Genomic DNA, 18,722 nt, shown 5'->3' on the forward strand with positions numbered 1-18,722 from the left:
GGTTACTTCTCCTCCTGACAAATCACACTGATACGGAACATGCCCGGCTCGCAAGCGCGCTCAAAGGCGTGCTGGATCTCGTCGAGCGGAATCTTCTCCTCGACCAGCTCGGAGAAATTGGCGACACCCATGTTGATGAGGTTGGCCGCCTCTTTGAAATCGACATAATCTGCACCATAGGTGCCGACGATTACCATGCGGCGGTAGTGGACCGTGTTGGGATCGAGCTCCCATTTGGGCGCCGGATAGCCCGCGGCGAAGATGAGCAGGCGGCCGCGCTTCTCCTTGAGCATGTCGATGGCCTGCGCGTATGCGCCGGAAGCGGCAACGGCAACGATAACGCCGTCGGCGCCCTTACCACCCGTGAGCTCCTTGACCTTCTCGACCGGGTCGCACGCGGAGACATCAATGGCCTCGAGCCCCAGCCTGCGGGCGGCGTCGAGCTTCTTGGGCATCATCTCGGTGATGAGCACGCGGCAACCGTGTGCCTTGGCAACGAGGGCGTTCAGGATTCCCATGGTGCCCGCGCCGATAACCACGACCGTATCCCCGAAGTCGCAGCCGAAGCGACGGAACCCGGCGCAGCAGGTGCCCAAAGGCTCGAGAAGGGCGGCGGTAGAGGGGTCGATGCCCTCATCGATCTTGTAGCAGGCGACCTCGTTGACAATCGTGCGCTCAGCGCAGCCCGCATTCCCGAAATAGCCGTCGGGATTGGGATGATCGGCCCCCATGAGGTGCGGGCACTCGCTTGTGCGGCCCTCGCGGCTGGGAATGGTATACGGATCGTAGTGATAACCACTCGCCACGTAATCGCCCACCTGCACGCTCGAGACCTCGGAGCCCACTTCCTCGACGATGCCGGCCCACTCGTGACCGAACACAAGCGGAAGAGGACGGTTGGTGCGAGCGCCGTTGAAGACACCGTACTCAGACGTGCAGATGTTATCCGCAAGGATGCGCACGAGGACCTCATGGCTCCCCACCTCGGGAAGCTCTCGGTCGACGAGCTCCGCTTTGCCTGCCGCACGAAGAACCGCAGTTTTAACTAGCATGTCTACTCCATTTCTCATTATCTATCGGGGCCTGCGTCGCATCGGCGACGCGCACGCGACGCAGGCACGCTGTTATCGAACTCGAATATCGCGCACGTGCTTCACCACAAGGTCGAGCACCAGCCAGTCCGAATCCTTGAGGCCGCACGTCCTGCACGCGAACGAGTGGACCGCCTCATCGTCCTCGAGGGCCTCGTTCTGCTCTTCCGCCAAGCGGAGCAACCCGTATGCGATACCGCGCGCAAGGTAGAACGGCACGATGCCATGTTCCACGCACATCAGGGCAGGACCGACGAAACGGTTTTCCCGAGAGAGCTTCTCGGCCGTGCCCGCCATCACGCGATCGACGGGATCCTTCACGTCGGCGTCGAGCTTGGCCATGATGAACGCGACCCATTCCGCGTCCTCCTCATCATCGAAGGAGTACTCCTGGAGAATCGCCGCGTGCGCCTCGTCGAACGCCCCCGTGATGTTTGAGCGGATCCACGGATCCCGGTAGCAGTCGCAGATGTAGCGCAGCCCCTGGTGAACACCCATGAACGCCGACATCGCATGAAGCATGTTGCCGCAATAGACCTTGCGATAGATATGGCCTTGGGCCCCATGGACATACGAGACGTGCTCCACCTCGATGCGCGGTCCCACCCACGCGTCGGCATCGATTTCAAGGCCAGGGTTAGCAGACACCACAACCTGCCAGGGATTTGCCCCCGGCTCGCTCGGCATGCCCGCAGCAAGCACCATGACCTGGCACACACCGACCATGCGATCGAAATAGGCGCGCTCGTCAACCGTCAGCTCCGCCTCGATATACCCGCGGACCTTTGCGGGCGCACCCAGCGCGTTGACGCACAGCAAGATGTTGAGCGGGCGCTCGCAACCGGCCTCGCAGCGGCAGCGGATCGCTCGGGCCATCGCATGGGAGATGCTTTCGAAGGCCCCTTCGTACACGCAGCAGGCGGCGATATCCACCTTGTCGCTGAGCAGCTCAACGATGTCCTCGTCATCGGCGGCATCCACGATATCGAACGCATCGATACGCGTCGTCTCATCGATGGCGTGCCCGTCGGTCACACGGGCATCGTAATAACCCTGGGCTTTGAGCTGGCGCATACCCTCGACGTACCTGTCGTACAGATGCAGCTTCCAGCCCTCGTTTGCAAAAAGGAGTCCCACGACACCGCGGCCGATCTTTCCGGCGCCGAGGATCGCGATTTCCTTACCCATGCTATCGACCTCCACTCCCATGGACTAGCCGATGATGCCGAGCAGGGACAGAACCACGCCGATGGCGAGGATGCCGAACAGCATCGGGACCATACCGACCTTCTTGCTGCGCAGCAGCGCATAGCAGATCAGCACGAGCGCCAGAGGCAGCATCTTGGGCATGACGCCATCCAGCAGGGCCTGAAGCGCCGTGGGATCGGTGTCGCCGGCACCACCGAAGGTGATCGGGGTGGTGAGGGCGACGTTGGTCGCCGTCATGGCGCCGATGGCCGCCAGACCGATAACGCTTGCGGCATAGGAGATCTTCTCCATGATGCCGGAGGACGCCGCCTCGTCCAAGAACCTCGTGCCCATGGTGTAGCCCATCTTGAGCGTCCACCAGCGGGCGATAACCTGCGGGATATTGAAGATCAGGAAGAACAGCACCGGACCGGCGAAACTGCCCTGCATGCACAGGTCGATTGCAACCGAAACCGCGACAACGCGCAGCGTCGAGTGGAAGATGGTGTCGCCCACCGCCGAAAGCGGGCCCATGAGCGCCGTCTTCACGCCGGTGATGGTCGAGGTGTCGAAGTCCTCGCTTTGGGCGTTCTGCTCCTCCAGGGCAAGCGTCACGCCCATGGGAAGTCCGCTTACATACGGAGTGACGTTGAAGTACTCGTTCATATGGCGCTCGTACGCATCGACGAGTTTCTTATCGTCATCCTTGTAGATCTTCTTGAGCGCCGGCATCATGGCATAGGTGTATCCGCTGTGCATCTGGCCGGGATAGTCGTTCATGCCGTTCAGATGGATGGCGCGGCGGAACGTGTTGGCAAGATCCTTGTTGGAAAGAGCGCCGCCCCGCTTCTCGTTAGAACTCATTGTCATCCTCCATATCTACCGTCGAAAGGTTGGCGTTCTTCTCACCGCGCGCATTGATAATGAGCAGCACGGCGGCAGTGGCAAGAAGTGTCACCGCGATGGTGGGCATGCCAAGGTAGGCCGTGAAGATGAAGCCCACGAAGAACCACGGGGCGAGCTGCTTGTCCATCACCATGGTGAGTAGCAAGCCGAAGCCGACCGCGGGAAGGAGGTTGCCGGCCGCGTTGAGCGCGTTGATGACATTGGTGGGAATAGCCGCCACGGCCGCCTCCATAGCGGTGCTCCCGAAGAAGACGGCAGTGAAACCGATGAGGAAGTACAGGCCGAAGGTACCGATCCAGCTGCCCGCCCAGAACAGGGCTCGCGCGGCCCCATCGTTTCCGTGAGAGAGCTGAGACTTCATGGCCTCGGCGAAGATGTTGTTGATGAACTTGCACAGCACGTACGCGAAGCCGCCGATAAGGGCCAGCGGAACCGCGAACGTCGTGCCGATGCCGGCGCCCGCACCTGTCAGGATGGCGAACGCGGTGGAGATGCCGGCGGCCGTACCGCCATCGGGAGAAACAGCCGCGCCGATGGGGAACGAGCCCAGAAAGACGATCTCGAGCGTCGCACCGATGATCGTGCCTGTAGCAACGTCGCCGAGCACCAGGCCGACCAGCGCTCCCTCGACGATAGGCCTATTGAGCATGCAGTAGCCGAAGAAGTAATCCATCTTGCACAGGCCTACCACCAGGCCAGCAAGCAATGCCGAAACAAACACTAGTATTCACGTCCCTTCAAGGTGGTTAGTGAACTTGTGAGCACCGCGTACGGATGCTCGAAGTACGAAGATTTCGTCATCTCAAGCGCGCAGTCCCCTGAATAGCCCCCTGCTTTCAGCTGTTTCAGGATCTCTACCGGATTGAGACTACCCGCCTGGTCACCCCATCCCACATGGGCGGGGTCACATGGGTTGAGGTTGGTGAGGTGGACGTATCCGATATCGGAGCCGAACGCATCAAGCCAAGCCGCCAAGCTCTCACCGTTTCGCACGATAGTCCCGGTATCCAACGTGACCGTCAGGCTCGTCCTCCCCACCTCGTCCACAATGCCCGCAACGTCTTCGAGACTCGAAACGAGTCGATACGGACGGCGTACGAGGGGCTCGATTGAAACCGTCATGCCCGCGTCGGCCGCCATATCGCAAATCCGTCGCACAGCCAGCACAAGGGCCTCGCGGGCTTTCTGTCGGTCCGAGTCGAGCGGCGTCCAGCCGCCGTTGATCGAGATGCGCTTTGTGCCGAGCACCTGACCGAGCTTCACGATATTCCGGTAATAGCCGAGCGTGAGCCTCTGGGTTGCCCTGTCGAGCGACGCCAGATTGTATGCCTTGGGATTCGACTGTTCGGGAGTCAGCGTGCGTACCCGCAGACCCGATTCGGAACAGCTCGATGCCACCTCGTCGAGGTTGTACACATCCCATGCATCGATGTTGACGTGGTTATTGCAAAGCCAGAGATCGACATCGAGAGCGCCGACGGCCGAGACATCATGACAGAAGGTGGCAAACGACCAGTAACGCCAGATCTGATTGGTGGGAAGAAAACGGAGCATCGTGAACCCTCAACCAATAGGGGCTGCTAAGCCTTGTTCACGCAGCCAAAGACCTCCATGTAGTGCATGAGGGCCTTCTTGTAAGCTTCGGCGCCGATCTCGTTATACTGGCACGCGTTGATCTTCTTCTTGTCCGGATCGACATCGGGCGCATAGTCGGCGTCCATGGCATCCTTGATGGCCAGGTTCGAAGCCTGGGAAAGGTCGGTCCAAAGATTGACCTTCTGGATGCCGCACTCGATGGCGTGCGCAATCAGATCGTCACCCGTACCGGACCCGCCGTGGAGCACGAGCGGGACGTCCACACTCGAAGCGATGGTCTGCAACAGCTCGTACTCAAGATGAGGCGTGCCCTTATAGGCACCGTGGGAGGTACCCACGGCCACCGCCAGACAGTCGACACCCGTCTCCTCCACGAACGACGCAGCCTCGTCGGGATGCGTCAGACCGGCGTCGCGCGTCTCCTCGTACTCGTTGCCCTGACCGACGTGACCCAGCTCGGCCTCGACCGAAACGCCCACCGCATGGGCGATCTTCACGATCTCCTTCGACTCGGCCACGTTTTGCTCATACGGCAGTGTGGAACGGTCGACCATCACGGAGCTGAAGCCAGCGCGGATGGCACGAATCAGATGCTCGAACGGACCGCCGTGATCCAGATTGAGCGCAAAGGGCACGCTCGGATAGCGGCGCTCGTAAAAGCGAGCAAGCTCACCCATCTCCTCGATACCGAAAACACCCGGGCAGCCGAGAATAACCGGGGCGTTCATCTCGTCGGCCGCCTGCAGGCACGCCTCCATGGTGAACCGGCTGAATACGTTCGGAGCCGGAATGCCGTAATGGCCCTTCTTAGCCTCCTGCAAGAGCACATGCATCGGTTCCAACATTGCTTTGCCTCCCTTTCTCTGAAAGCATTTCATCGGCTTCTTGAAGGGAAAAGAGATAGAACTACCCATCGCCACGCGCTTTTGTTTTCACACGCGGTTTGCCTTCAAGAGTCCGCGAGCCGCTCGCGGACGCCGTTGTTGCATATCTACTTACTTGTAGATGGTCTTTTTCTCTGTGGGCACCTGCTGGATCCCCAGCTCAATACCGCGATCGGCGAGCTCGTGCAGTATCTCTTCCTCCTCGGGGAGCAGGAAGATCGCTTGATCGACCTGACGCGTACCCGGACGGTTCTTGATGCCGCCCAGATTGACGCTATTGATCTCAGGGATCGCATCGCAGATCTTCTTCGCATCCGCCACGCTGCCGGTCACGATGAACAGGTTGTACTTGTCCGTAACACCGCTCTTGATCGCCTTGATGCTGTCCTCGATGCTCTTGATCACGAGCTTGATGCCCTGCGGCTTGGCGAGCCGCAACGTCGACATCTTGAGCTTATCTGTAGCCGCCTCGTCATCAGCAACCAAAATGCAATCGGCGCCGATGCTCCGCGTCCACGAGAACGCGACCTGGCCGTGCAGAAGCCTGTGGTCGATACGGAATAGCTTAATCATGTCGCTCCCTCTCCCTACGTTCTAGAAGCTGTTGCCCTCGTCCTCTTCGTCGCCTCTGTCTAGCAACGTATCACATAGCACGATGTGCTCACGAGCCGCAGACACAATCCTGGGAAGAGATTCGACCAGCTCTTCAACTGGACACATGCTCATCTCGAGAAGCAATGCAAAGTTGATACCCGTTATCAAGTGAAACGGATACTCGGCGAGCAGCTGCATAAACTCGTTATTGACCGAGCCTCCAAGAACATCGGTGAGCACAAACAGCTCGGCTTTGGAGTAATCATGCTCGGATACGATGCGTCTGAACTCAACCTGGTAATCAACGTCCTTGTCAACGTACGCCGTGATGCACTCGATAGGACCGATATCGCCAGCAACCATATGCAGCGAGGACAAGATACCTTCGGAGAACCCGCCGTGCGTCGCAACAATAATTCGCTTATCCATTCCTCTGCACCTCCCTTCATGCGTTGCCTTTTGATTCCACGATGCCAACCAGCCGACGAGGCACGCGTCCGCCTTTCTTGGTCGTCAATAGGTAATATACATCTGGTACGTTATATATGTCTGTGATAACTGCCAATGGTCGTATTTCGCGAGTGAACGGCAAAATCCCAGCATGCGGACGGAACGAAAAGGCACATGTCGTCGTTGCGCGAAAATGTCACCCCTCGTTGGGCGAAAATGTCACCCCTCCGGAGGCCCGCCTGGTCTCCCGCCTCCGGAACGCCCTCGCGAGCTCGGCCTCGGACGGGGCGGGGCCGAACCGGTCGGCGGGGCCCCTCGGCGCGAACGCGAACTTCGCGTTGATGTAGGGGGCGTAGTAGCCGTTGAACCGCTCGTTCAGCCGGTCGTAGTCGGATATGCCGAACCTCAGGCAGTCGGTGGGCAGCCTGAGCTTGATCGTCCGGTGGGCCCGCTCCACGCGCCCCTTCGCCTGCGGGGTCGAGGCGAGCACCATGCGCACCCCCAGGTCCCCCGTCATCTCCGCGAACTGCACCTCGAAACCCCAGGAAAGAGGGGGTTAATATTTCTTCAAAATGAATTTGTTATCAAATCGGGAAGTATAAGTGGAAAACGGCCATGTCTAACAAGCCTGTGACCTGCGGTTTCTTTGTTCGTCCGATCCCGAAAATCCCGGAAGGGGCCCTCGATCCGCCCCTATGCGGCCCTTATTGCCCAAGACTTGATACCAAATTCAAAACGAAGGGCCAGCGCACCTTGGTAAAAGGTTTTACCAAGGTGCGGTTTCACACGCGGGCGGATACAGCGACCCCTCGCACGCCCCGGGGACCCGTGCACCCGCCGCGGACCCGACCGCCGCAAAGACCATCAACCAGTGTCTCCCTAGCCGAGGAGGGCCAGCACCTGGCGCTTGTGCTCCAGGAACTCCTCGGTCAGGGCGAAGGAGGCGCGCTCTGCGCGCGGGCACGGTATGCGCTCGGTGCCCACGATGCGCGTCGGGCGCCCCGCCTGGGGAGCGCCGCGCATGACGAAGATCTCGTCGGCGAGCTCAAGCGCCTCGTCGACGTCATGGGTCACGACGAGCGCCGTCGTGCCGAAGCGCTCGGCGACGTCAAGAAACCATGCGTGCATGTCGGCCTTGGTGAACGCGTCGAGCGCGGAGAAGGGCTCGTCGAGCAGCATGAAATCCTGGCTGAACAGATAGCTGCGAAGCAGGGCGGCGCGCTGCCGCATGCCGCCGGAAAGCTCCGAGGGCCAGCGGTCGGTCGTGCCCGCGAGCCCGAACGTGTCGAACAGCGCGAGCGCCTGCTCCCGTGCCTGGGCACGGGGCACCCCGCGCAACACGAGCGGCAGGGACACGTTGTCGACGATCGTCTTCTCGGGCAGCAGCAAGTCCTTCTGCAGCATGTACGCCAGCTGCCCCGGCGCGCCCGTGATGTCGCGCCCGTCGAGCTCGACGCTGCCGGAATCGGGCAGTGAGAGCCCGGCGACCACATGGAACAGGGTCGTCTTGCCGCAGCCCGAGGGGCCGAGCAGGCAGGCGATATGCCCGGCAGGTACCGTCAGGCTGATGTCGTCGAGTACCTGGACCCCATCGAACGCCACGCACACGTGCCCGACTTCAAGCTGTGCCACGTTTGCCTCCCCCTGGGAGCAGCGAGCCGCCGCCGCTGCCCCGTGCCCTAAGCTTCTGTTAGATAAACTGCAGGTCAAGACCGGCACCGGGCTCGATCTCAGGCGCAAAGCCCTGATCGCCAACCCAGCCGAAGAACGCGTCCCAGCGGCCCTGGTCGATCACGCCCCACGCGTCGGCGTCGGCCTGGTACTGGTCGGCCAGGTACTCCTGGCTCGCGCGCACGAGCTCCTCATCGAGCTCCGGCGACGCCTCGAGCAGCACGTCGGCGGCTGCGTCCGGGTCCGCGATGCAGTCCTCGTAGCCGCGGCGCGTCGCATCCAGAAACGCCTGCACGGTGTCGGGGTCGTCGGCGATCAGGTCGTCGTTGGCGATGATCACCGGTGTGTAGAAGTCGAAGACCGAGTCGATGTCGGCGAACGCGAAGTAATTCGTGTCGAGGCCCGCAAGCTGGCACTTCACGCCGGCCCACGCCCAGTAGATCCAGATGGTGTCCACCTGGTCGGTCTGCAGAGCGGTCACCTCGTCGGTCACCGTGGAGGGGATCATCTGCACGCGGCTGAAGTCTCCCCCGTCGGCCTCGACGCAATGCTTGATCACGCCCTGCTCGATGGGACCCTCCCAGGTGGCGTACGTGTGGTCCATCATAGCCGCGGGATGCGTGATGCCCTTCTCGGCGCGGCTAATGATGCCCGAGGTGTTGTGCTGGATGATGGCGGCGATGGCGCTCACGGGAAGACGGCTGTCCTCGCTCGAGACGTAGCTCGCCATGGTGTCCTGGAAGCTCACGCCGAACTGGGCCTCGCCGGTGGCGACCAGGGCGTCGGCGCCGTTTTCGGGCGCCTGCACGATCTCGACCTCGAGACCGGCCTCCTCGTAGTACCCGCGGGCCGCGGCGACGTACACGCCCGTGTGGTTGGTGTTGGGCGTCCAGTCGAGCGCGAACGTGATCTTTTTGAGCTCAGAGGCGCCTGTTGCCGCGGAGCCGCCGGAAGATGCGGTGCTCGACGAGGTGCCGTCGGAGCATCCGGCGAGCGCAGAGGCACCGAGGACGCCGGCGCCCGCAAGGCCGCACCGCACAAGCCCGCGGCGGGAAACCGGACGGTGGGCAAAAAGCTGATCGATGGTTGAGATGCGAGACATATGACTCTCCAATATGCGAAATCTGATCGATGCGCCTTGTCGGCACCTTTTCCTACCCCTCGGAGCGCTCCCAGGGCATGAGCTTGCGGCGCAGCGCGCCGACCGCCCACATGAGCACCAGCGACAGGGCGGAGATGAGGATGATCACGGCGAACATCTTGTCGAACGCGTAAGCGCTGCGCACGCGGGTCATGTAGACGCCCAGGCCCGAGAAGCCGCCGAGCCACTCGGCGATGACCGCGCCCACGATGGCGTAGGTCGCGGAGATCTTCAGGCCCGAGAATAGGTGCCCGAGCGACGCGGGCAGCTTCGCGTGGCGCATGATCTGCGCGCGGCTCGCGCCCATGGACCGCATGAGGTCGATGACGTCGGGGTCGACGGAGCGGAACCCGTCGAGCAGCCCCACCGTGATCGGGAAAAAGGTCGTGATGACGATAAGCACGACCTTGGGCAGCATGCCGTAGCCGAACCACAGCACAAGCAGCGGCGCGATGGCGACCGTCGGGATGGTCTGCGTGAGCACGACGAGCGGATAGAACGCACGGTAGACGAGCTCGAAGCGGTCCATGAGGACCGCCGCGGCGAAACCGAGCGCGATGCCGCAGGCGAGCCCCGCCGCCGCCTCGGCGAGCGACGTCACGGCATGGCCGGCCAGCAGCTGCCAGTCGCCGACGAGCGCCTGGATGACCGCCACGGGGCTCGGCAGCAGAAACGACGGGACGAGCCCCACCGAGCACACGAGCTGCCAGATGGCGACCAGGGCCAGCACGGTCACCGGGGCGGCCAGCTTGCCGACAAGCGGGCTCACCCCCGCCGTGCGCGCAAGCGCCGGCGCACCCGAGCCCTTACGCTTCGGACTCATGGTACTTTCCGACCTTCTGCTCCGTCGTCAGCAGGCCGCGCTCGGGCGCATAGAAGATCTTGGCATAGGTGGCCACCTTGTCGGCGCCGGCCTTGATGACGATACGGTTCACCTCGGCGAGCACCTCCATGCACAGGTCGTAATCGCCCTCGATCGCGGTCTCGAACGGACCGACGTACGCATCGGGGAACTTGGACATGATGTAGGCGATGGCCTCGTCGACGATGCGGCAGGTCTCCTCGTCGCTCTCCGTGTTCTGCGGCAGCACCTGAATCGCTACGCTTGCCTCCATGGTCTTCCCTTCCGGGGCATGGAAAAAGCCCCTCGAACATCGTAGGGGCTTTTGTATCAAAGCGTTGGTCCCTACGCCGGCATTACCCGGATCAGGTTCAGGGTCGAAGCGGTGCGGGCGATGCTGCCCATCGAGCTTCCTCTCAGCCGGCATCCGCCAGCTCCCCTCTTGCGTGTCCAGTATATCCCAACTCGCGCAACCGCTCGCGCGTTCTTGCGACATCGGACGGCGCGGGACTCCATACGCTATCGAGATGCGGCCGACGGCAGCGCGCGACGGCCGGGCTCCGCGCCGTACGCGCGCGCATTGCGCGCCGCGAGCAGCACCGTGCTGCCGTTGTGCACCAGCGAGCTCGCCTGCGGGGTGACGATCCCCGTGACGCCGCCCGCCAAAAGCAGCGAATTCAAACCGATGACCTCGGCGAACGACGCGTCCATGCGAGCCGCGAGGCCCATGGAGAGCCTGCGCAGGCGCACGAGCGCATCCAGGTCGCCATCGGTGAGCGTGATATCGGCGACCTCTTTGGCGATCGCGGTCCCCGACCCCATGGCGACGCCGACATGGGCAGCGGAGAGCGCCGGCGAGTCGTTCACGCCGTCGCCCACCATCACCACGCGGCGACCCTCCAGGCGCAGCTGCTCGACGATGCCGTGCTTGTCTTCCGGCAGCAGGTCGCTTCGCCACTCGTCGATACCCGCCTCCGCGGCGATGCGCGACGCGGCGCGGGCGTTGTCGCCGGTGAGCATCACGATGCGCGTGAAGCCGAGCTCGCGCAGCTCGCGTATCGCGCGCGCCGTGCCGGGCTTGCACGGATCCTGGATGCCCACGACGCCCTTGAGCTCGCCGTCGACCGCGAGATAGAGCACGGACAGGCCGCCGAGCTCGGCGGCGATCTTCCCGCGCGCCTCGTCGGGGATGCGGACGCCCTCGTCCTCCACCACGAAATGCTCCGAGCCGATCACCGCGCGCTTGCCGTCGAGCGAGCTCGCGATGCCGTGCGCGACCAGGTACTCGACCGCCGCATGGCGCTCGCGATGCTCAAGCCCCTCCGCCGCCGCGGCGCGTACCACGGCGCGCGCCACCGGATGCGGAAAGTGCTCCTCCAGGCACGCCGCGAAGCGGAGCACCTGCGTCCTCGTCCATCCGTCAAGCGGAATGACGGCGCACACCCGGGGCGCCGCCTCGGTCAGCGTGCCGGTCTTGTCGAACACGATGGTGTCCGCCTCCGCCATGGCCTCGAAGTGCCTGGAGCCCTTGACCGTGAAGCCCTCGCGCGCCGCCTGGCTCATGGCCGAAAGGACCGCGATGGCGCCGGTGAGCTTCAAGGCGCACGAGTAGTCGACCATGAGCGCCGCGCTCGTGCGGGTGAGGTTGCGCGTCGTCAGGGCGACGATGCCCGCAAGCAGGAAGTTCCACGGCACGATTCGATCGGCGAGCCGCTCGCGGCGCGCCAGGCCCTCCGCCTTGTAGGCCTCCGCCTGCTCGACCAGGTTCACGATCGAGCGCAGCTTGGTGTCGCTCGCACCGGCCTTGACGCGCACGTACGCCTCGCCGTCCTCCACGGCGGTGCCGGCGAACACGTCGTCGCCCACGGTGCGCTCCACCGCGAGCGGCTCGCCGGTCAGCGACGACTGGTTCACCATGGCGGTCCCCTGCTCGACCGTGCCGTCGACCGGAACGGGCATGCCGGTGCGCACGACGATGAGATCGCCGGCGACAAGCGAGTCCGCAGGGACGCGGCGCTCCTCCGCTCCGCGCAGGGCCGGATCTCCGCAGGGCACGAGCTGCGCGTAATCGGGCACGTCGAGCAACGTGTAGATCAGCTGGTTTTGCGACGTGGCGCGCGTGTAGTCCTCGAGCAGCTCGCCCAAGTTGAGCAGCAGCATGGTGCTGGCGGCCGTCTTGAAATCGCGTTGCAGAAGCGAGATGCCGATGGCGGCCGCGTCGAGCACCGGCACGTCCAGGCGCGCACGGGCCAGCGAGCGCGCCGCGGCGCGGGCAAACCCCCGAAAGCCCCACAGGGTGCACAGGGCGCGCACCGGCGCGGGGAGGAACCAGCGTCGGGCGACATGGCCGCCCACGAGCGTCGCCACGTCCATCAGCAGGCCGTGGGTTTTCGGTGCCAGCGCGATCTCGCACGACCCCCGCGCCGCGTCGATCGCCTCGGCATCGACCGCGCGCAGCGCCGCCAGGGCTCCCTCGCGCTCGCCAGCGGCATAGCGCACGGCCACCGACCCGATGCGCGGGTAGATCGACACCGCGGCGATAGCGGGAGCGGAGAGCAGCACGCGCCTCAGCGCGTCCAGATCCGCGTCGGGCACCCTTCCGGCAAGCTTCACGCGCATGCGCCCGGGAACTTCATGCTCGATCGTTATCTGCATGATTGCACGTCTCCCCTTCATGAACGGCGGCTGCGGTGGGGACGGGTCCCTCCGCAGCCGCCTTCCAGCTGTCCGGATTCGAGGCGCTACTCGGCCTTCTGCTCGACGGGCTTATCCGCCACGGCCTGCTCGTCGGCGTAGCACCCGCAGCAGCAGGCATCGTCCGCAGCCATCTCGGAGTTGAGGTACTCGGCCTCCGCCACGATGTCATCGACCTCGGCCTTGGCCTGCTCGACGATGTCCTCGTAGCCCGCCTTGACGCGCATGCCCGCGGCGACGCCCTGAACGGCGAGGCGCTTGGCGGCGTCACTCGTGACGGCCTTGATGCCCACGGCGCCCAGCAGAGCGCCGATGCCGACGAGTGCCGCATGCGTTTTGGAAATGCTGAAGATAGACATGAGATGACCCTTCCGTGTCGCGAATGATGCCGATAGTCGTTTTTTCAACATAGTTCGCGTGCACGGTATGCCAAAGGAAACTTTTTGCCACAACACGATAGACATAGTTTCCCTTGTGAAACTATTGAGAATCTGAGGGGAGGGCCCAGGCTGCCTACAATCCTTTTGAAGGGAAACCCGCACGAAAGGATCGCCATGAAACAGCATCGGTTTTGGGCGTACGCGATGATCGTGTGCGCGCTCATGTGCGTCTACACGGGCAAGAAGCACATATAGGGAAGGCCGGAGCCCCTCCTGAAAAGGCAGCGCACGCCAACGGGTTGATCGGCAGCTGGCCGGAGGTGATGACCAGCCCGTTCTCGGTCACGGCGCCCTGGTTTTTCAGGGACAGTCCCCCGAATTTCACTCAGTGAAATTCGGGGGACTGTCCCTGAAAAACCGCTAAAAGACCGCTTCTATGACAGGAACACGGCCGCCTCGTAGGGGCGCAGCTCGAGCGCGCCGTCGGCACCCGGCACGGGCGCATCGTCGTAGCTGCCGAGCAGGTACCGCGCACCGTCGACATCAAGTCCCGTCGCGCGCGACGGCTCGGAATCGAACGAGCACACCGTCACCAGGCGCGCGTCGCCAAGCGTGCGCTCGAAGGCGATGACCTTGGGCGCCTGGGTGCCGGCATCCAGGAAGCGAACGGCGCCCTCGGCAAGCACGGGCAGCTCGTGGCGCAGCCGCACGAGCTCGCGGTAGAACTCGAACAGGGAGCCGGCGACGCCGACCTCGGCCTCGGCGTTGACGAACACGTGGTTTTCCGGCACCGCGAGCCAGGGGGTTCCCGTCGTGAAGCCCGCGTGCGGCCCCGAGGTCCACTGCATGGGCGTGCGGCCGTTGTCGCGCGAGCGCTCGTTCACGACGTGCAACGCCTCCTCGGCCGTGGCGCCGCCCTCCATCAGGATGCGGTAGTTGTTCGTGCTCTCCACGTCCGCGAAGCAGTCGATCGAAGGATACCCCGCGTTGGTCATGCCCAGCTCGTCGCCCTGGAAGATATAGGGCGTCCCCTGCAGGGTGAACGAGCAGGTCGCGAGCATGCGGCCGACGCGCTCCCAGCTGCCGCCGCGCTCGCCGGCACCCTCGCGGCCACCGAAGCGCGTGATCGCGCGCGGCTGGTCGTGGTTGTCCCAGAACAGCGCGTTCCAGCCGCCGCCCGCCTGCATGCCCTCCTGCCACGAGCGCAGGATCTCGCGCAGCCGCGCGATGTCGGGCTCCATGAGCTTCCACTTGTCGCCGTCGGCGTAGTCCACCTTCAGATGATGGAAGCTGAACGTCTGGGTGAGCTCGTGGCGCTCGGGCGTGGTGTAGAGGATACAGTTCTCGAGCGTGGTCGCGGCCATCTCGCCCACCGTGAGCATGCCGTCGATACCGGACGCGGCCACGAGTTCACGCAGGTACTCGTGGACGTGCGGGCCGTCGGCCACGAGGCTGCGGCACGAACCGTCCGGCGTGTCCTCAAAGACCTCGGGCTTGGAGATGAGGCTCACCACGTCGAAGCGGAACCCGTCCACCCCGCGCTCGCGCCAGAAGCGCACCACGTCGGCGCATGCGGCGCGCACCTCGGGGTTCGTCCAGTCGAGGTCCGGCTGGCTCACGTCGTGCATATGCAGGTACCACTTCCCCAGGCGCGGCTCCCACTCCCATGCGCTGCCGCCGAAAGCGCACTGCCAGTTGGTCGGTGGCTCGCCCGGATCTCCCGCGCCGGTGCTGCCGCGCCCGTCGCGCAGGATGTAGTAGCGCCGGTAGCGCTCATCGCCCGCGAGCGCGCGCTGGAACCAGGCGTGCTTGCTCGAGGTGTGGCAGAGCACCATGTCGAGCATGACGCCGAGGTCGCGCGCATGCGCCTCGCGCACGAGCTCGTCGAAGTCGTCCATCGTGCCGTACACCGGATCGATTGCGCAGTAGTCCGAGATGTCGTAGCCGCCGTCAGCCTGGGGTGACGGGAAGAACGGCGTAATCCACAGGTAGTCGACGCCCAGATGCGCCAGGTAGTCGAGCTTGGAGGTGATGCCCGGCAGGTCGCCGATGCCGTCGCCGTCGCTGTCGCAGAAGCTCTTGATATAGATCTGGTAGACGACGCTTCGCTTGAAATCCTTCTCGATTGCAGCCATGCTGCAAGCCCCTTTCCGATGGTTTCGATGGTCTTGCCGAATGTGCCGCAGCACCACTCGGCGCCCCTTGTGACCTCCGGGTCCGCCGAGCAATCGCCCGGTGGACCCGAAGCATGCGCTGCAATCAGCCGCGATACGTGATGACAGGAGTCTGTCCCTCCGCAGCGTCCATGCCGCTCGCGAACTCGAAATCGGTCGCGTCGGCCGTGGAGGCCACGATGAAGGCCGTGGTCGCCGGGTGGCCCGCCGCGGCGATCTTTTCGGTGTCGAACGTGAGCAGCTTGGTGCCGGCCTTGACCTTGTCGCCCTGGTTCACAAAGCACGCGAAGCCGTCGCCGCCCATGTCCACGGTGTCGATGCCCACGTGGATGAGCAGCTCGACGCCGTTGTCCAGCGTGAGGCCCACGGCGTGGTTGGATGCGGGCATGGTCACGGTCACGGTGCAGTCGGCGGGAGCCACCACGGTGTCGCCGGAGGGCTCGATGCACACGCCGTCGCCCATGACCTTGCTGGCGAACATCGGGTCGGGCATCTCGGTGATGGGCATGACGCGGCCGGCAAGCGGGGCGAGCAGGGCCTGCTCGCAAGGCTCAGCGCTGGCTGCAGGGGCCGAAGCGGAAGCGGGCTCGGCGTCGGTTGCGGACTCGGCGGCGGCCTCGATCTTGGCGATGCCGCGGTCGGCGCCGGACAGCTGGCGCTTGCCCACGATCAGGGTGAGCACGAAGGGCACCACGATGGCGATAAGCATGCACAGCGCGAAGATGCCCCAGTAGTTGAACATGATGGACAGGATGCCCGGAAGACCGCCCACGCCGATGGAGAGGGCCTTCACTCCGAAGCCCGTGCAGACCATGGCGGCGCAGGCCGAACCGATCATTCCGCAGACGAGCGGGAACTTGTACTTGAGGTTCACGCCGAACAGCGCGGGCTCGGTGACGCCCAGGTAGCAGGAGATGCACGCGGGGATGTTCACCTGCTGGGCGCGCTCGTTGCGCTTCTGGAGCACGATCATGGCGAGCACGGCGGAACCCTGGGCGATGTTGGACAGCGCGATCATGGGCCACAGCGTGGTGTACTCGTAGATGCTCACCATCTGGGAGTCGATGGCGTTGGTCATGTGGTGCAGGCCCGTCATAACGAGCGGAGCGTAGAGCAGGCCGAACAGGGCAGCGAACAGCACGCGCACGTCGGAGGCGAGACCCCAGCTCACGGCGTTGGCGATGGCATCGCCGATAGCCCAGCCGATGGGGCCCACGACCAGATGGGCGATGAACACCGCAGGCACGAGCGACATGAAGGGAACCACGATCATGCGCACCACGTCGGGCGTGACCTTGGTGAAGAACTTCTCGAGCCCCACCAGCACGAAGGCGGCCATGAGCGAGGCGATGACCTGGCCCTGGTAGCCGGTGCCCACAAAGGAATAGAACCCGAAGTCATAGGTGTGGGCGGCGATATCCTCCGCCGACGCGCCCGCCACCGAGAAGCCGTTCAGCAGCTGCGGCGAGACGAGCGTCAGGCCCAAGATGATGCCCAGAATGGGCGTGGTGCCCATCTTGCGCGTGACCGACCAGCAGATACCGACCGGCAGCATGTGGAACACGGCCTCGCCGATGACCCACAGGAAGCTGTACATGCCGTTCCAGAAGACCCACATGTCGGCGATGGACTTCGTGCCGTGCTCCAGATCGAAGGCGCCGGCGTCGTTGAAGAAGTTGACCTCGCCGATGATGTTGCGGAAGCCCAGAATCAGACCGCCACAGATGAGCGCGGGGATGAGCGGGGCGAAGATCTCTCCGAGCACGCCCATGGCGCGCTGAAGCGGATTCTGGTTCGCTCCCGCCGCGGCCTTGGCGGCCTCCTTCGACACGCCCTCGATGCCGGAGACCTTCGTGAACTCCTGATAGAAGTCTGCCACGTCGTTGCCGATGATGACCTGGAACTGTCCGGCCTGCGTGAACGTGCCCTTGGCGGCGGGCAGCTCCTCGATTGCCGCCACGTCCGCCTTGCCCTCGTCGACCAGCACGAAGCGCATGCGCGTCATGCAGTGGGTGACGGCAGAGATGTTCTCCTTCCCGCCCACGAGGTCGAGGAGCTTTGCGGCATCCTCTGTGTACTTTGCCATGCGGTAACCCCTTTCGCAGATAACTTATTTGAATAAGTTGCTGACGCAAGTGTACGCCCCTCGGATCAAAACTTATTTGAATAAGTTTGGCTTGCCATAAACGGTCGGTTTTTACCCGCAAACGGTTCATTGAGCAGCGAAGATGTGGCCGATTAGGCCGCTTTGGACGCCTCGGTGCCTTCCGCTTGCGCGCGCTCACTTATCTGAATAAGCTGTGGGTATCCGACAACCGACGATGCGATTCTCTTGGCGGTGGATCTGTGAAAGCCCGATACGACGCTATCTTTCGCGACCTGCGCGACACCATCGAGGACGGGACCTACCCGTTCCAGTCCTTCCTCCCCTCGGAGGCGGAGCTGACCCGGTACTACACCTGCTCGCACAACACGCTTCGGCGCGCGCTCGGGCTCTTGCGCGAACAGGGCTACGTGCAGCCGGTGCACGGCAAGGGCGTGCGCGTGGTCTTCCAGAAAACGGAGCGCGAGACCTTCTCCGTCGGGCAGATCGAGTCGTTCCGCGAGGCGGGCCGGCGCTCGCATTTTCGAGCCGAGACCCGCGTGGTGGATATCCACCATCTCACCGCCACCGAGCAGATCGCCACCGCCTACGGCTTCGAGGAGGGGGTCGACCTGACCTACGTCGAGCGCGTGCGCGTCATACACGACGAGGCCCTCATCCGCGACTGCAGCCTGTTTCTCACCGAAGTCGTCCCCGACATCACCGAGGACATCGCGCGTTCGTCTATATATGAGTACATGGAGCACACGCTGGGCATCACGATCGCCATGAGCAAGCGCACCATCACCGGCGAGCGCGCCAACGAGCGTGACCGCGCGCTGCTCGACCTCGACGGCGTCGACTACCTGGCCGTCGTGGACAACCGCACCTTCGACGCGCAGGGCATCCTCATCGAGTGCACGCAGTCGCGCCACCGTCTGGACCATTTCCGCTTCCGCGATACAGCCGTGCGCCAGAAGGTGTGATGAGACGGGGGCCGCTTGCCCCCGGCAGCCGAGGGGGCAAGCG

At 63.8% G+C, this 18,722-nt stretch carries 18 protein-coding genes and 1 riboswitch; of the genes, 1 reads left to right on the top strand and 17 read right to left on the bottom strand.

Going from position 1 to position 18,722, the window contains the following annotated elements:
* Nucleotides 1–2 precede the first annotated feature (2 nt).
* The 17 genes from BN3789_RS00305 to treP all read right to left on the bottom strand — a co-directional run bounded on the left by BN3789_RS00305 (nt 3) and on the right by treP (nt 17,696).
* Nucleotides 3–1,052 carry a zinc-dependent alcohol dehydrogenase gene (locus BN3789_RS00305; RefSeq protein WP_066828584.1) on the bottom strand — a complete coding sequence of 350 codons (1,050 nt, stop codon included), beginning with the start codon at nt 1,050–1,052 and terminating at the stop codon, nt 3–5.
* 72 nt (nt 1,053–1,124) lie between these two features.
* On the bottom strand, nt 1,125–2,279 hold the full coding sequence (locus BN3789_RS00310) for a mannitol dehydrogenase family protein (RefSeq protein ID WP_079988979.1): 1,155 nt from the start codon (nt 2,277–2,279) through the stop codon (nt 1,125–1,127).
* A gap of 24 nt (nt 2,280–2,303) precedes the next feature.
* Entirely contained in the window at nt 2,304–3,143 is an 840-nt protein-coding gene (locus tag BN3789_RS00315; protein ID WP_066828586.1) for a PTS system mannose/fructose/sorbose family transporter subunit IID, read from the bottom strand.
* On the bottom strand, nt 3,133–3,906 hold the full coding sequence (locus BN3789_RS00320; protein WP_066828587.1) for a PTS mannose/fructose/sorbose/N-acetylgalactosamine transporter subunit IIC: 774 nt from the start codon (nt 3,904–3,906) through the stop codon (nt 3,133–3,135). Before BN3789_RS00320 ends, BN3789_RS00315 begins: the two co-directional genes overlap by 11 nt.
* Complete coding sequence (locus BN3789_RS00325; RefSeq protein WP_066828588.1) at nt 3,906–4,739, bottom strand: sugar phosphate isomerase/epimerase family protein; 834 nt, start codon at nt 4,737–4,739, stop codon at nt 3,906–3,908. The genes BN3789_RS00320 and BN3789_RS00325 overlap by 1 nt, the downstream gene beginning before the upstream one ends.
* 26 nt (nt 4,740–4,765) lie before the next feature.
* On the bottom strand, nt 4,766–5,626 hold the full coding sequence (locus BN3789_RS00330; RefSeq protein WP_187119090.1) for a class II fructose-bisphosphate aldolase: 861 nt from the start codon (nt 5,624–5,626) through the stop codon (nt 4,766–4,768).
* 150 nt (nt 5,627–5,776) lie between these two features.
* Nucleotides 5,777–6,238 carry a PTS sugar transporter subunit IIB gene (locus tag BN3789_RS00335; RefSeq protein ID WP_066828590.1) on the bottom strand — a complete coding sequence of 154 codons (462 nt, stop codon included), beginning with the start codon at nt 6,236–6,238 and terminating at the stop codon, nt 5,777–5,779.
* 21 nt (nt 6,239–6,259) lie between these two features.
* Nucleotides 6,260–6,688 carry a PTS sugar transporter subunit IIA gene (locus tag BN3789_RS00340; RefSeq protein ID WP_066828592.1) on the bottom strand — a complete coding sequence of 143 codons (429 nt, stop codon included), beginning with the start codon at nt 6,686–6,688 and terminating at the stop codon, nt 6,260–6,262.
* Nucleotides 6,689–6,905: 217 nt separating this feature from the next.
* On the bottom strand, nt 6,906–7,226 hold the full coding sequence (locus BN3789_RS00345; protein ID WP_147569457.1) for a hypothetical protein: 321 nt from the start codon (nt 7,224–7,226) through the stop codon (nt 6,906–6,908).
* 362 nt (nt 7,227–7,588) lie between these two features.
* On the bottom strand, nt 7,589–8,341 hold the full coding sequence (locus BN3789_RS00350; protein ID WP_066828596.1) for an ABC transporter ATP-binding protein: 753 nt from the start codon (nt 8,339–8,341) through the stop codon (nt 7,589–7,591).
* A gap of 58 nt (nt 8,342–8,399) precedes the next feature.
* Entirely contained in the window at nt 8,400–9,482 is a 1,083-nt protein-coding gene (locus BN3789_RS00355) for an ABC transporter substrate-binding protein (RefSeq protein WP_079988980.1), read from the bottom strand.
* 52 nt (nt 9,483–9,534) lie between these two features.
* Nucleotides 9,535–10,344, bottom strand: coding sequence for an ABC transporter permease (locus BN3789_RS00360; RefSeq protein ID WP_079988981.1), 810 nt, complete (start codon nt 10,342–10,344; stop codon nt 9,535–9,537).
* The gene (locus tag BN3789_RS00365; RefSeq protein WP_066828600.1) at nt 10,328–10,636 is read right to left on the bottom strand and encodes a thiamine-binding protein; all 309 of its coding nucleotides are present in this window, start codon (nt 10,634–10,636) and stop codon (nt 10,328–10,330) included. Before BN3789_RS00365 ends, BN3789_RS00360 begins: the two co-directional genes overlap by 17 nt.
* Nucleotides 10,637–10,687: 51 nt before the next feature.
* A riboswitch (TPP riboswitch) is annotated at nt 10,688–10,813 on the bottom strand.
* A 68-nt stretch (nt 10,814–10,881) separates the two neighbouring features.
* A complete protein-coding gene (locus BN3789_RS00370; protein ID WP_066828602.1) occupies nt 10,882–13,017 on the bottom strand; it encodes a heavy metal translocating P-type ATPase in 2,136 nt (711 codons plus the stop codon).
* A gap of 86 nt (nt 13,018–13,103) precedes the next feature.
* Complete coding sequence (locus BN3789_RS00375; RefSeq protein ID WP_202615038.1) at nt 13,104–13,415, bottom strand: DUF6110 family protein; 312 nt, start codon at nt 13,413–13,415, stop codon at nt 13,104–13,106.
* 455 nt (nt 13,416–13,870) lie between these two features.
* On the bottom strand, nt 13,871–15,571 hold the full coding sequence (locus BN3789_RS00380) for an alpha,alpha-phosphotrehalase (RefSeq protein WP_066828604.1): 1,701 nt from the start codon (nt 15,569–15,571) through the stop codon (nt 13,871–13,873).
* A 124-nt stretch (nt 15,572–15,695) separates the two neighbouring features.
* A complete protein-coding gene (gene treP, locus BN3789_RS00385) occupies nt 15,696–17,696 on the bottom strand; it encodes a PTS system trehalose-specific EIIBC component (protein WP_066828606.1) in 2,001 nt (666 codons plus the stop codon).
* Nucleotides 17,697–17,956: 260 nt separating this feature from the next.
* Here treP and BN3789_RS00390 point away from each other — a divergent pair, with 260 nt between their 5' ends.
* Nucleotides 17,957–18,679 (top strand): UTRA domain-containing protein, encoded by a 723-nt coding sequence (locus BN3789_RS00390; protein ID WP_066828608.1) that lies wholly within the window; start codon nt 17,957–17,959, stop codon nt 18,677–18,679.
* The last annotated feature ends 43 nt before the right edge of the window (nt 18,680–18,722 follow it).

Origin of the sequence: Collinsella ihumii, from assembly GCF_900046475.1 — a bacterium.
Lineage (GTDB): Bacteria > Actinomycetota > Coriobacteriia > Coriobacteriales > Coriobacteriaceae > Collinsella > Collinsella ihumii.

Coding starts and splice junctions, on each gene's coding strand:
- BN3789_RS00305 (WP_066828584.1), bottom strand. CDS start 1,052: ATGCTAGTTAAAACTGCGGTTCTTCGTGCGGCAGGCAAAGCGGAGCTC.
- BN3789_RS00310 (WP_079988979.1), bottom strand. CDS start 2,279: ATGGGTAAGGAAATCGCGATCCTCGGCGCCGGAAAGATCGGCCGCGGT.
- BN3789_RS00315 (WP_066828586.1), bottom strand. CDS start 3,143: ATGAGTTCTAACGAGAAGCGGGGCGGCGCTCTTTCCAACAAGGATCTT.
- BN3789_RS00325 (WP_066828588.1), bottom strand. CDS start 4,739: ATGCTCCGTTTTCTTCCCACCAATCAGATCTGGCGTTACTGGTCGTTT.
- BN3789_RS00330 (WP_187119090.1), bottom strand. CDS start 5,626: ATGTTGGAACCGATGCATGTGCTCTTGCAGGAGGCTAAGAAGGGCCAT.
- BN3789_RS00335 (WP_066828590.1), bottom strand. CDS start 6,238: ATGATTAAGCTATTCCGTATCGACCACAGGCTTCTGCACGGCCAGGTC.
- BN3789_RS00340 (WP_066828592.1), bottom strand. CDS start 6,688: ATGGATAAGCGAATTATTGTTGCGACGCACGGCGGGTTCTCCGAAGGT.
- BN3789_RS00345 (WP_147569457.1), bottom strand. CDS start 7,226: ATGACGGGGGACCTGGGGGTGCGCATGGTGCTCGCCTCGACCCCGCAG.
- BN3789_RS00355 (WP_079988980.1), bottom strand. CDS start 9,482: ATGTCTCGCATCTCAACCATCGATCAGCTTTTTGCCCACCGTCCGGTT.
- BN3789_RS00360 (WP_079988981.1), bottom strand. CDS start 10,344: ATGAGTCCGAAGCGTAAGGGCTCGGGTGCGCCGGCGCTTGCGCGCACG.
- BN3789_RS00365 (WP_066828600.1), bottom strand. CDS start 10,636: ATGGAGGCAAGCGTAGCGATTCAGGTGCTGCCGCAGAACACGGAGAGC.
- BN3789_RS00370 (WP_066828602.1), bottom strand. CDS start 13,017: ATGCAGATAACGATCGAGCATGAAGTTCCCGGGCGCATGCGCGTGAAG.
- BN3789_RS00375 (WP_202615038.1), bottom strand. CDS start 13,415: ATGTCTATCTTCAGCATTTCCAAAACGCATGCGGCACTCGTCGGCATC.
- BN3789_RS00380 (WP_066828604.1), bottom strand. CDS start 15,571: ATGGCTGCAATCGAGAAGGATTTCAAGCGAAGCGTCGTCTACCAGATC.
- treP (WP_066828606.1), bottom strand. CDS start 17,696: ATGGCAAAGTACACAGAGGATGCCGCAAAGCTCCTCGACCTCGTGGGC.